This window comes from Burkholderia sp. KL41, assembly GCF_057005415.2.
In genome coordinates this window covers 3586535-3599068 of sequence record NZ_CM174447.1, presented here as the reverse complement: position 1 = coordinate 3599068, position 12534 = coordinate 3586535, and the positions used below count along the sequence as shown (strand labels likewise).

At 67.8% G+C, this 12534-nt stretch carries 10 protein-coding genes; 4 read left to right on the top strand and 6 right to left on the bottom strand.

Going from position 1 to position 12534, the window contains the following annotated elements; translation table 11 throughout:
• Both PQB87_RS33660 and PQB87_RS33655 read right to left on the bottom strand, forming a co-directional pair.
• Positions 1-1305 (bottom strand): MFS transporter, encoded by a 1305-nt coding sequence (locus PQB87_RS33660; RefSeq protein ID WP_027790114.1) that lies wholly within the window; start codon positions 1303-1305, stop codon positions 1-3.
• Positions 1306-1323: 18 nt separating this feature from the next.
• On the bottom strand, positions 1324-1857 hold the full coding sequence (locus tag PQB87_RS33655) for a 2,4'-dihydroxyacetophenone dioxygenase family protein (protein WP_021157568.1): 534 nt from the start codon (positions 1855-1857) through the stop codon (positions 1324-1326).
• Positions 1858-2041: 184 nt separating this feature from the next.
• Between PQB87_RS33655 and PQB87_RS33650 the strand changes: the two genes are divergently transcribed.
• Positions 2042-3022 carry a helix-turn-helix domain-containing protein gene (locus tag PQB87_RS33650; RefSeq protein WP_021157569.1) on the top strand — a complete coding sequence of 327 codons (981 nt, stop codon included), beginning with the start codon at positions 2042-2044 and terminating at the stop codon, positions 3020-3022.
• A gap of 88 nt (positions 3023-3110) precedes the next feature.
• Here PQB87_RS33650 and PQB87_RS33645 read toward each other — a convergent pair whose 3' ends face one another.
• The 4 genes from PQB87_RS33645 to PQB87_RS33630 all read right to left on the bottom strand — a co-directional run bounded on the left by PQB87_RS33645 (position 3111) and on the right by PQB87_RS33630 (position 7962).
• Positions 3111-4676: a GMC family oxidoreductase gene (locus tag PQB87_RS33645; protein ID WP_489243378.1), complete on the bottom strand. Its 1566-nt coding sequence runs from the start codon at positions 4674-4676 to the stop codon at positions 3111-3113.
• A 145-nt stretch (positions 4677-4821) separates the two neighbouring features.
• Positions 4822-5802, bottom strand: a complete 981-nt coding sequence (locus PQB87_RS33640; RefSeq protein ID WP_059684795.1) for a helix-turn-helix domain-containing protein — start codon at positions 5800-5802, stop codon at positions 4822-4824.
• Between the two features lie 203 nt (positions 5803-6005).
• Positions 6006-6794 carry a hypothetical protein gene (locus tag PQB87_RS33635; protein ID WP_489243377.1) on the bottom strand — a complete coding sequence of 263 codons (789 nt, stop codon included), beginning with the start codon at positions 6792-6794 and terminating at the stop codon, positions 6006-6008.
• A gap of 220 nt (positions 6795-7014) precedes the next feature.
• A complete protein-coding gene (locus PQB87_RS33630; protein ID WP_060068211.1) occupies positions 7015-7962 on the bottom strand; it encodes an aldo/keto reductase in 948 nt (315 codons plus the stop codon).
• Positions 7963-8371: 409 nt separating this feature from the next.
• Between PQB87_RS33630 and PQB87_RS33625 the strand changes: the two genes are divergently transcribed.
• The 3 genes from PQB87_RS33625 (at position 8372) to PQB87_RS33615 (ending at position 12504) form a co-directional block, all read left to right on the top strand.
• On the top strand, positions 8372-10822 hold the full coding sequence (locus PQB87_RS33625; RefSeq protein ID WP_228395683.1) for a type VI secretion system Vgr family protein: 2451 nt from the start codon (positions 8372-8374) through the stop codon (positions 10820-10822).
• Between the two features lie 112 nt (positions 10823-10934).
• Complete coding sequence (locus tag PQB87_RS33620; RefSeq protein ID WP_267131056.1) at positions 10935-11738, top strand: DUF4123 domain-containing protein; 804 nt, start codon at positions 10935-10937, stop codon at positions 11736-11738.
• 79 nt (positions 11739-11817) lie between these two features.
• On the top strand, positions 11818-12504 hold the full coding sequence (locus tag PQB87_RS33615) for a DUF3304 domain-containing protein (protein ID WP_489243376.1): 687 nt from the start codon (positions 11818-11820) through the stop codon (positions 12502-12504).
• Positions 12505-12534: the final 30 nt, after the last annotated feature.

The following is a 12534-nucleotide window of genomic DNA, read 5'->3' as shown; positions in this document are numbered from 1 at the left end:
TCAGCGTCCTCCGAGGTTCTGTGTATCGAGACGGTTCGCGGCCGTGCCGGCGAGCGCGCGCTTGCGCAGCACGGCGGGCGCGGTTTCGACGAGGCCGAACGACAGCACGCACGCGAGGATCGCGCCGGTGGCCGACGTCCACATCGCGAACTGCAGGCCGTACTTGTCCGCGGCGAAGCCGGCGACGGTCGGCGCGACGAAGCCGCCGATCAGCTCGCCGGCGCCCATGATCAGCCCGAGCGCGCTGGCGATCGCGCGCGGCGGCACCGTTTCCGCCGGGATCGTCGCCATGAACAGCGTGAAACAGCCGAGGCCCGTGTAGGTCGCGAGCACGAGCGCGCAGAGCGCCCACAGCGAATTCGCGTGAATCATCGCGACGGGGCACGCGGCGGCGACCAGCGCGAACACGATCATCGTCGGCTTGCGGCCGATCCGGTCGGAGATCGCGGGCACCGCGAAACCCCAGAACACCCACGCGGCGCCGAGGCAGGTCATCACGACGCCCATGTCGGCAGGGGACAGGTGGCGGCTGTCGACGAGGAACACCGGCGCGAACGAGATGATCACGATGAACCACGTGAGGAAGAAGCAGCTGATCAGCACGCAAAGCAGGATGTTGCGTTCCTTCAGCAGCGCCCAGCGGCTGATCGCCGCGCCGCCCGCGGCCGGTGCGCCGACGGTGTCGGCCTGCGCATGCCGTGCGCCGCCGGGCGGCACCTCGCGCACCCAGCGCCAGATGCAGAACGCGATCAGGAAGCCGGGAATGCACGATACGAAGAACGCGTGGCGCCAGCCGTGCGCGGTCGCGATGCCGATCACGACCGGCGGGCCGATCATCGCGCCGAGCAGGCCGGCGGCGGAGCCTTGCAGCAGGCCCATGTTCAGCCCGCGGCGGCTCGGCGTCGAACTCTCGACCATCAGCGACTGCGAGAGCGGCAGCACCGGGCCTTCGGCGATGCCCATCAGCGCGCGGAACGCGATCAGGCTCGCGAAACCGCCGACGAGCCCCGACAGCGCCGAGCACACGGAAAAGCCGATCACGGCGGCGATCAGCAGTGGCTTGCGGGTGCCGCGCGCGTCGGACCACGCGCCGGTCGCGGCGCCCGACAGCGCCCACGTGAGCGCGAGCGCGGACGACACCATGCCGAGCTGCGCATTCGTCAGGTGCAGCTCGGCGGACATGAACGGGAACAGGAACGACAGCGCGAGGCGGTCGAAGAACACGAAGCCGAACGTCATGAACAGGATCAGCAGCAGCCTGTTCTCGTACGTCCAGGCGGGCCTGGAGGAGGAAGGGGATGTCATGGTGAGCCTCGCCGCGCGTCAGCGGAACAGCTTCTCGATCGCTTGCGCGCCGAGGCCGACCTTCTCGTAGTGCGCCTTGCACATCGCGATGTACGAGTGCACGTCGAAATAGCCGTCGGGTTGGCCTTCGTCGTCGAGCCAGATCAGCGGCCCCTTGACGATGAAGAACGCGCGCATCGGCTCGGGGTGATCGAATGCGACGAGCGTGTGGCCCTCGCCCGGCGTCTCGTATACGAAATCGCCGCGCGTCGCGGTCCATTCGTGCTCCAGGTAACCCCACTTGCCCGACAGCGTGTAAGCGAACACCTCGTGCGGGTGATAGTGCCGGTTCACGAGCCCGGCTTCCTTCGCCATCAGGATGTCGCACCATTTGTTCTGCGACGGCGAGATCCACAGCGGCCGCGACGAAACCGTTTCGGTGAACGGAACGTAATAACGCTCGTCGTCGGTGGCCGCGTTCGCGATGTAGGCTTCCGGAAGCGCATCGGGCTTGAACGGATTGGCAATCGGCGGGATGTTTTGCCAGAATTCGGCTACGGCTTGGTCGACCACGGTTCGTCTCCTTGTGTTTGGATGTCGTGGGCTCGACTTTAGCCAGCAGGTGCGCGCCGCTCTTGACTGGGCTGGACGAATTGCTTGATCGGGCCGGACATCGCACCGCACGACGTTTAAACGATCCATCCCCCAATTTCGCAATGCATGGCGCTCCGCACGACGGGCGCCAGCAGGAGGCGACGTGACGAATTCGACCGTTTTTTCACGCACGCGAGGCTCGACGGCCGACGTGCCGGTGCGCGACCGGATGGCGTACTGGGACGCGTTCAATGCAGAGACGCTGGTCGGCCTGCGCTGCTCGTCGCTGTCGCCGGCCGGGCTCGAGGTCGAGAAGACCGACATCGCGCTGCCGGGCCTCGGCATCGCCGACATCAGCGGCCAGGATCACGTGATCGAACGCAGCCCCGCGCTGGTGCGCCAGTTGCCGAAGGAGTCGTTGTTCGCGTGCCAGATCCTGAGCGGGCGTGCGTATTTCATCCAGCACGACCGGTGCCTGCTCGCGGAAGCCGGCGATGTCGTCGTCTACGACACGCGTGTGCCTTATCTGTTCGGATTCCTGACACCGATGCGGCAGTTGCTGATCGATATCCCGGTCACGACGCTCGACGACCGGCTCGATGCGGAACTGGCGGCGCTGCCGCTGCGGATCGCGCCGAAGCCGGGCGCGGGCGCGATGCTCGGCGCGACGTTGCGCGCGAGCGTCGAGCGGTTCATGAAGGACCCGGTCGAGCGCGATGCCGCGCGATTCGCCGAGCACACGCGCACGCTGATCGCGGAACTCGTCGACGCCGAAGTGAACGGCGCGGGCGCATCGCGCGCGTCGCTGTCGTACCTGCTGACCGCGAAGCAGTACGTCGCGACGCACCTGGGCGACCCGGAGCTCGGGCCGCAGGCGGTTGCCGACGCGGTCGGGCTGTCGCTGCGCCACCTGAGCCGGCTCTTTGCGGCCGAAGGCGAGTCGATCACGCAGCACATCTGGTCGGAGCGGCTGGCGCACGCGCATCGCGAGCTGACCGATGCGCGGCTGCGCAAGACGAGCATCGGCGAGATCGCGTTTCGCTGGGGTTTCTCGAGCCAGGCGCACTTCAGCCGGGCGATTCGCGAGCGCTACGGCGCGTCGCCGATGGCGTTGCGCGATGCGGCGCACGCGGCCGGCCGCTGATACCGGCGGTCGATGCGGATGGAGCGGCGGCGCGTGTCCCACGCGCCGTTTTTTTGGGTGCAGCGAAAGACGGCGCAGGTGCGCCGCGTCATTCCGCCAGCATGAATTCGGCGCAGCGCTCCGCGATCATGATCGTCGGCGCGTTCGTGTTGCCGGACACGATCCGCGGCATCACCGACGCATCGCAGATCCGCAAGCCGTCGACGCCCTGCACCGAGAGGCGCGGCGTCACGACCGCGTGTTCGTCGTTGCCCATGCGGCAGGTGCCGGCCGGGTGATAGACGGTTTTCGCGCGGCGCCGCACGTAGTCGGCGAGTGCCGTCTCGGTCAGCGTCTCGGCTTCGCGCACGATGCGCGCGAGCGACGGCGCGCGGATGATCCGCCGCGCGAGCGCGACGCCGCGCACGAGACCGTCGACATCGGCCGGGTCGGACAGCGCGCCGCTGTCGAACAGGATCGGCGCGGCCGGATCGTTGCCGCGCAGTTGCACCGAGCCGCGCGAGCGCGGCCTGAGCAGGCACGGGTTGATCGACAGGCCGTGGCCGGGCAGCGGCTCGCGATCGACGTCGCCGACGAGCGTCGGCAGCACGTGGAACTGGATGTCCGGGCGGCCGCTGCCGGTCGTGTCGACGAACGCGCCGGATTCGACGACGTTCGACGTCAGCAGGCCCGTGCGGCACAGCATCCACTGCAGCCCGTGCCGCAACGCCTTCAGCCCGCGATCCTCGCCCAGCAGGCTCACGGGTGCGTGGCTGCGGCCGTAGATCGAGACTTCGAGATGATCCTGGTAATTCGCGCCGACGTCGCGGCTGTCGTGCCGCACGTCGATGCCGTGCGCGTGCAGGTGCGTGCCGGGCCCGATGCCCGACAGCATCAGCAGCTTCGGCGTGCTCAGCGCACCGGCTGCGAGCACGATGTCGGCGCGCGCGGCGGCCGAACCCGTCGCGCCGCTTGCCGTCCGCCATTCGACGCCGGTCGCACGCCGGCCGTCGAACAGGATGCGCGTCACGCGGCAGCCGGTCAGCACGCGCAGGTTCGGATGCCGCAGCGCGTCGGCGAGATAGGTGGCCGCGGTACTGCCGCGCCGGCCGTCGAAGATCGTCGTGTGGTAGAACCCGACGCCATGTTGCGCGGCGCCGTTGAAATCGTCGTTGTAGGCGATGCCGGTTTCCTGCGCGGCTTTCACGAACGCGAGGCTCAGCGGATGCCTGAAGCGCGCGTCGCCGACCTTCAGCGGCCCGTCGGTGCCGTGAAACGGCTCGGAGAGCCGCAGGTGCGATTCGGCGCGCCTGAACACGGGCAGCACGTCGTCCCAGCCCCAGCCCGTGCAGCCGAGCGCGGCCCAGTCGTCGTAGTCGTCGCGCGTGCCGCGCACGTACAGCATCGCGTTGACCGAACTGCCGCCCCCGAGCGTGCGGCCCTGCGGCACGTAGGTCCTGCGGCCCGCCGCACCGGCTTGCGGCTCGCTCTCGAACGTGACCGTGCGGCGCGTGCCGAGTACGCGGATGAACGTCGCCGGTATCCGGATGAACAGGCTGTCGTCCTTCGGGCCGTCCTCGAGCAGCAGCACGCGCCTGCCGGCCTTCACCAGCCGGTGCGCGACCGTGCAGCCGGCCGAGCCGCCGCCGACGACGATATGGTCGTACGTCTCCATCCCGCTTCTTCTCCTTGCTGTCGGGCGGCGAAACGAGTGCCGCCGCGCAGGAAGCCAGCTTAGCGACCGCCATGCGGCCCCGTTTGACCGGGACGGACGGGGTGTTTGCCTCGCCGGGACACGGCGGCGGGTGGACGGCGGCGGGCTACCGCGCGTCGGCCGGCGCCGTTGCCGACGCGCGCGACTCGCTCGGCGTCTCGCCGAAGCGCGCGCGATAGCTGCGGCTGAAGTGCGCGCTGTTGTTGAAGCCCCAGCGGAACGCGATTTCGCTGACCGTCAGGTGCTTCAGCGACCGGTCGCGCAAGTCGGCGCGGCAGCGTTCGAGCCGCCGCGCAAGGATGTAGCGCGTGAGCGGCGTTCCTTCGATCTCGAAGACGCGCGCGAGCTGGCGCGGCGACAGGTTGATCGCGCGGCTCACCGACTGGCTGTCGAGATCGTCGTCGGCGAGATGGCTGTCGATGAACGCTTTTGCGCGCGACAGCGTGTGGACGGTCGACTTGGTCGGCGACGCGTCGCCGTCGCGCAGCCGCAGCATCGACTGCACGAGATCGAGGATCGCGGCGGCGCGCCGTTCGCGCGCACCGGGCGTCGGCTCCTGCGGCGCGGCGAGCAGCGCATACACCTGCCGCACGGCCCACGATGCGACGCCGTCGTCACGGTCGATCTTGACGAGGCTGCGGTAGCGCCACGGGCCGACGCGCGCCTCGAACACGTCGCGCGGCACGTCGAGCACGGTCATCGCCATGTCGGCGGGAAAACCGTGCCCGTACGGCATCGACGTGTCGTAGAGCACGAGGTCGCCGGGCCCGTGCTGCATGCAGTCGACGTCCTGAAACGTGTAGCCTTGCCCTGCGTGCATCAGGCAGATGAACACGGCATCGCGCTGGTCCGCGTGGATGTTGTGCGGCGTGCGCACGACCGCGTGCCGGTTCGCGACGATGTCGCAGGCGCCGAACAGCCCGAGATCGCGCTTGCGCAGCGTCGCGTCGATGCCTTCGGACGACTTGCCGCTGCATTCGATCCGCACGAGCGTGCGAGCGACATGGTCGACCCAGAAGTCGACGCGTTCGTGGCCGCGCACGGCGCGCGTCGAGATCGTGGCGATCTCCGTGCTGGTGTCCGGCATGACGTTCTCCCGATGACCGCCTGAGCGGCGCAGTCTCGGGCACGTCGGAGCGCGTGGTCAATCCGTGAAAGACCCGGGGCACGCGCGTGACGCGCTTGCGGCGGGGCATGGCGGGCGCAGGCGCGATCGATGTCCGGCCGAGTCAAGGGAGGCGGCCGTGTGAGTCAAGACACGTGTGCGATTTCGGGTTAAGTCGTGCCGGGTTACTTCGTCGAAGACGACGGCAGCCCGAGCGACACGTCCTGCTCGTAGCCCATCTTGCCGCCGCGGTACTCGACACTGACGTAGCCGGCCCGCCGCGCGTCGGTGACGTTCGCGTAGATCGACGTCATCACCATTCCGGCGTCGCAGTCGAGCGCGATCGTGCGGTCGATGCGGCCCGTCGCGATGTTCACGGCCCGCAGCGACTGCATCGCCACGCCGCACTTGTCGGACAGCGCGTAGACGCCGACCAGCATGTGCGTCTTCGTGCGATACCACATCGGGATATCGACGTTGCCGTCCAGCTGCGGATGTTGGTCGTCGGTGTCGTTCAGCCGACCGACTTCGTTCAGCGTGATCGGCAGCGTCTTGCGGCCGTCGTCCCACGTGCCGGTTGCCGTTTTCCCGGTGACGTTCAGCGCGATCGGGCAGGGCTTCGGCCGCGACGGCGACGCGGCCGGCACGACCGGCGAGTCGGCGTTCGATGCCGGCGGCGATGCTTCGCACAGCGTCATGCGGCCATCGGGCTCACGGCGGCCCTGCAACGGGATCGGCTTGCGATGCGCGTCGTAGTAGTAGCTGCCGTCGACGCGCCAGCGGCCCGCGTCGTTGCGGTTGATTGCGTCGTAGGTCTGCAGCGATACGTGGACCGGCGCGGTGCCGATCGTGCCGGTGTAGTTGACGACTTCGTACCAGCCTGCATAAGACGCGGCCGGCGCGCAGGCGAACGGCACGGCGAGCATGGCGGCGAACGGGGAGGCGTAGCGGGCGCGACGGGTGTTCCGGGGCATGGGCGTTTTTTGTGCGACGTGTGGGTCCGGGCGTCACGGATATCGGTCCGGCCGTGTCGAGCCGTGCGACGGGCCGCCCGTGCGCCGCCATTGTATCCATCCGCCCCACCCGAATGCCCCGCCTCCGCGCATGCGGTGACAAGGGCGCGCACGCGACACGGGCCGGTCGCGGAACCGCGCGGGCCGCGCGATCCGGTCGGCCGGCCCGCTGCCGACGACTTCAGGCCGCGCTGGCCTCGTCGATCCGGCGGATGTCGTCCTGATCGAGCGTGACGCGGATCGCGTCGCCGAGCGATTCCAGCTGCGCGAGCGACGTCGCGCTCGCGATCGGCGCGGTGATTGTCGGCCGCGCGATCTGCCAGGCGAGCGCGATCGCGGCCGGCTGCGTGCCGTGTTTCGCGGCTACCGCATCGAGTGCCGCGAGGATGCGCAGCCCGCGTTCATTCAGGTAGCCGGCGACGCGGTCGCCGCGCACGCTCTTCTTCAGGTCGGCCTCGCTGCGGTACTTGCCCGACAGGAAGCCGCTCGCGAGCGCGTAGTAATTGACGACACCGAGCTTCAGGTCGCGCACGACCGGTTCGAGATCGCGTTCGTAGTCGGCGCGGTCGAGCAGGTTGTATTCGGGCTGGATGACCTGGTACGCGGGCAGCCCGTCGCGCGCGCTGATCGCGGCGGCTTCGCGCAGGCGTGCGCCGCTGTAGTTCGACGCGCCGATGATGCGCACCTTGCCCGCTTCGATCAGCGTTTGATAGGCGCCGAGCGTTTCCTCGAGCGGGGCCGTATCGGCGAGATCGCTGTGCGAGAAATACAGGTCGATGTAGTCGGTCTGCAGGCGGCGCAGCGAATCGTCGGCGGCTTTCAGGATGTTGTCTTTCGTCAGCCCCGCGCGCGCGGCCAGCAGGCCGACCTTGGTCGAGATCACGACCTGTTCGCGCTTGCCGGAACGCTTGAGCCACTTGCCGATGATCGTTTCCGACTCGCCGCCGCTGTTGCCGGGGGCCCAGGCCGAGTAGACATCGGCCGTGTCGATGAAGTTGATGCCGGTGTCGGCGAGCGCGTCGAGCAGCGCAAACGACGTGTTCTCGTCGACGGTCCAGCCGAAGACGTTGCCGCCGAACGCGAGCGGCGAAACCTGGATGTTCGATGTGCCGAGGGGGCGGTGTGCCATGTTTCTCTCCGGGTGCTGCGGGATTAGGGGATTGGACTGCGGGAGATGAAGCCGGTCGCGTTGAGACGGCGAAGCGCAGCACGAGGTTCCTCCTGCAGCACGCAAACCGACGTGTTCGGAGGCCGTGTGTCGGGATGCCGGATCAAGCGGCATCATCATGGATGCGCCGTCCGTTCGAGCGTCGCCCGGCACACCGCAAGATACTGTATTTGTTACCGATTTCTTGCGAGAGGCGAAGAAATTGCCGGGTCGTGTCAGCGTTGTCGCTGGTCGCGCTCTACGATATCCTTTCATCCCAAAAATAGGGAGGCAGCGCGCCGCTGCCATTCGAACGAAAGATCATTCTGAGGCGGTCATGGCTGACCTTGCAGCATTTATTCGCCCTCCGTTTTTCCTGCAAGACAAGCGCTTGCTCACGCTGTCTTTCCCCCACGACGACGCACCCTCGGTCACCGACTCGTACGGCCGGCATCGTCCGGCGCGGCTGGTCGCCGAGCGGCTCGTCGCGCACGAGGGGCTCGGGATCGACTTCACGTTCGAACTGACGCTGCTGTCCGGCGAGGCGGGCGTCACGCTGGACGACATGCTGGGCAAGCTGCTCGCGGTGTCGATGGTGCGCCCCGACGGCGGCCTGCGTCATTTCACCGGTTACTGCACCGAGTTTTCGCTGGTCCGCAACGACGATTCGGTTGCGGAATATCGCGCGGTGCTGAGCCCGTGGAGCCATTTCCTGCGGACCCGCGTGAACAACCGCCTGTTCCTCGGCCAATCGCTTCAGCAGCAGATCGGCACGCTGCTCGCCGATTACCAGGGGCTCGCGCCGTCGTGGGAGTGGCGCGTGCGCGGCGACGATCCCGCGCGCACGATGAACGTCCAGGGCGGCGGGCTCGGCGAAAGCGACTGGAACTACATCGTCCGCCATCTGGAAGCCGTCGGGTGCCTGTACTGGTGGGAGCACGACGAGAAAGGCCTGAAGCTGATCGTCGGCGACGACAGCACGGTGCAGTGCCCGGCCGTCGACGGTCGCTCGCCCGTGATCCGTTTCCAGACGCACGACGGTCCGATGGCCGCCGACGCCATTTCGCAATGGTCCGCGGTGCGGTTGCTGTCCGCCGGCAGTTACAGCGCGACCGCGTTCGATTTCAAGGCGCCGCATGCGGCCAATGCGCAGATTCCGACGCTGCATCCGCCGGGCGTCGCGCCGCAGGTCGAGCATCACGAATACGTGGGGCACTACGGTTTCGCGAAACAGACGCGCGCCGGCGATGCGCTCGCACGCGTGCGGATGGAGGAGATCGAGGCGACCGCGACGCGTTTCGACGCGGCCGGCAACCATCACGGCATCCTGCCCGGACGCTGGTTCCAGCTGGCCGATCACTTCAGCGCGGCGTCGGGCAGCCCGCAGGATCACGAGTACCTGATTCTCGAAGCCCGTCACGAAGCAGCGAACAACTACCTGCAGGCGGACGGCAAGCCCGAGTATCGCAACCGCTTCGTCGCGGGCCATCGGCATACGCCCTGGCGCCCGGGCCGTGGCTTCAACAGCGAGCCCGTGCGCGTGCTGGCGCCGCAAACCGCGACCGTCGCGGGCGCGAAGGGGGCCGGCAGCGTCGACGTCGACGAATACGGTCGCGTCTGCATCGTCTATCACTGGGACCGTGCGGCGCAGACCAGCGCGCGGATTCGCGTGGCCGCCGGCTGGGCGGGCGGCGAGAAGGGCATGATCGCGCATCCGCGCGTGGGCAGCGAGGTGCTCGTGATGTGCCTCGACGGCAATCCCGACCGGCCCGTCGTGTCGGGCACCACGTACAACGCGGAACGGATGCCGCCGTGGGCGCTACCCGACCAGCACGTGCTGACCGGCCTGCGCAGCCGCGAACTGTCGGGCGACAGCGGCAACGCGGCGGGCGGACGCTCGAATCACGTGCTGCTCGACGACACGCCGCAGCAGCTCCAACTGAAGCTGCGCAGCGATACCGACGCGAGCGAACTGACGCTCGGGCACAACGTCCGCATCGACGCGACACAGGGGCGCACCGACCAGCGCGCCCGCGGTTTCGAGTTGCGGACCGACGCGCACGGCGCGGTGCGGGCGGCCAAGGGCCTGCTCGTCACCAGCGAGGCGCGCTACGACGCGCGTGCGCACGCGACCGATATCGGCGAAACCGTCGCGCGCCTCGACAAGGCGCACGACCTGCACGAATCGTTGTCGGGTTCCGCGCATGACGTGAAGGCGCAGGAGTCCGGCGACCAGGATGCCGTCCATCAGGCGCTCCGCACGCAGAACGACGGCCTGAGAGGCACCGGCGGCAACCCTCAGCAAGGCGAGTTTCCGGAGTTCGCGCAGCCGTTTCTCGCGCTCGCCAGCCCGGCGGGCATCCTTGCCACGACGACAGGATCGACCCACATCGCGAGCGACCAGCACGTCGCGTTGACGAGCGGAGCCCATACGAGCATCGGCGCGGGCAAGAGCATGCTGGTCAGCGCGCAGGAGGCCGTGCGCGTCGCCGCGTTCGAGAAGGGCATTCGGCTCGTGGCCGCCGCCGCCGACATCGACATCCAGGCGCTGAAGGACAGCATCAACGTGCTGGCCAAGCTGGACGTCAAGGTCGATGCGAACCGCATCACCATTACCGCAAAGGAAGAAGTCCTGATCAATGGCGGAACCAGCTACACGCGCTGGAATGGTAGCGGCATTGTCCACGGGACGAAGGGCGAGTGGACCGCGCATGCCGCGTCGCATACGTTCACGGGGCCGGACAGCCTGCCGGTGCCCGCGCGCGCGTTCCCGGGCACGGCGTGCGCGCCGTGCATGGTCAACGCGGCGTCGATGGCGTCGCCGTTCGCGGCCAAGGCGTGAGGCAGGGTAACGAATGACGAACGAGCTGAACGCCGCGCAGGCTGTCGACGTGCTTCAGGCCGCATTGTCGTCGCAGGACGGGCTGCGCGCTTACGTCCTGATCGACGGTGCGTTGCTGGCGACGTTGCCGGATGAAGAAAGGGCGTCGTGGCCGGCGTTTGTCGCCGCATCGCTGCTCGACAACGCCGATGACGATGCGAGGATCGTCGGGCCGCTTCTGTTCGAATGGCAGCCTGCCGACGGCAGCGCCGACGCAGCGGACGAGGCTGATCCGCGTGACATTCCATGGTCGGCGGCGAGCGTGCTTGTTTCACCACTGACGCTCGCGCAACTGGCTGCGCATCTCGTGCCGATGGTGGATGTTCAGCTCGAGCAGATGGAGAGCGCGATGCTGATGCGTTTCTTCGATCCACGCGTGCTGCCGTTCTGGCTCGACATGCTGCCTGCGGCGCATCGTGCGTATCTGGCGCAAGGCGTGCGGCGCTGGCTTCATCTGGATACGGAACTGACGATCCAGGCGACGGAAATCACAGCGCCTGCCAACGTCAAGCAGGTTGCCGAGTTTCCGCTGCAGTTGTCCCAGGTACAGGAGGACGACCTGCTGGCTGCCTGTTATCCGTACACCATGATCGAGCGGCTGCGCGCCGAGAAGCCCGCGTTGCTGGCGTCGTTGCCGGCCGCGCAGCACTACGGTTTCGTGCGCGATCAGCTGGCGCGGTGCCAGGCGCATGGCGCGGAAAGCGCGGTGTCGCTGCTGATCTACTGCGAACTGGCGTTGCGGTACGGCCCGCGCTTCGACGAGCATCCGGCGATGGTCGCCGTTTTCGATGCGGTGGCGCAAGGGCAGGACTTTCCGGAGGCGCTGGGGCTCGTGCCGGTGGAAGGCTGGCGGGAGATGCGGGAAGCGGCGGGTTAGCGGCGCAGGCGCGGCGCGTTGCCTTTGTCGGGTTGGTTGGACGTGACCGACCCCTGAATGAAATCGATTGGGAAGAAGGATGTTCAACATGAACCGCTGCTGGATCACCTTGCTGGCCGTGATGGTTTTTTCCACGGCCGCATGCAGCAAGGCCTCGGGCGATGCCGAAAAGGAAAGCCTGGCACCCGGCGAAGCGAACAAGTGGAGTGACCCGAACTACGACGTTATTACGGCGGGGTCGTTCAACTATACGGACTACGATATCTACGGCGTTTATCTCCTGCCGCCGGACAAGAACAGCCTCGACGATGCGGCAAGCGCGGACGGAGCAAGTGCCACGCCGCGGAACGCGACACGCTGGACGGGCGGCGGCGGGCAGAGACCGAGCCTCGCGTGGGATCTTCGATGGACCACGCCCCGCAAGTTCAAGGTGTGGTGGGAGCGGGTGGTCGACAAGCGCGCATTGGAAGCGTCGTCTCCGGATTACGACGAATACACGCATCGCGAAACCCGGCCCGGGATGGCATGGTGTGAAGGCGAGATCACGATCACGCGTTCGCCCGTCAAGGGCAAGAGCGGCGGCATTGTGTTGCACTTCTTCCCCGATGGCCATGTGGAAGGCGACATGAATTTCCAGGTCGATGGCCCGGATCCGAAGGTGGCGCTTTCAATGCGCGACGAGCAGCGCAAGCTGACCGGTCGTGCCTGCCTGAAGGAAATTCCCAATCCGTTCTATGGCCGCAAGAAGCCGGCCCAATGGAACTGACGCTGGGCACATTGCCGAAACAGGAGCGAA

Bases quoted from the DNA above. Each gene is read 5' to 3' on its own strand.
- PQB87_RS33660 (WP_027790114.1), bottom strand. From the start codon at position 1,305: ATGACATCCCCTTCCTCCTCCAGGCCCGCCTGGACGTACGAGAACAGG.
- PQB87_RS33645 (WP_489243378.1), bottom strand. From the start codon at position 4,676: ATGGAGACGTACGACCATATCGTCGTCGGCGGCGGCTCGGCCGGCTGC.
- PQB87_RS33640 (WP_059684795.1), bottom strand. From the start codon at position 5,802: ATGCCGGACACCAGCACGGAGATCGCCACGATCTCGACGCGCGCCGTG.
- PQB87_RS33635 (WP_489243377.1), bottom strand. From the start codon at position 6,794: ATGCCCCGGAACACCCGTCGCGCCCGCTACGCCTCCCCGTTCGCCGCC.
- PQB87_RS33630 (WP_060068211.1), bottom strand. From the start codon at position 7,962: ATGGCACACCGCCCCCTCGGCACATCGAACATCCAGGTTTCGCCGCTC.
- PQB87_RS33615 (WP_489243376.1), top strand. From the start codon at position 11,818: ATGTTCAACATGAACCGCTGCTGGATCACCTTGCTGGCCGTGATGGTT.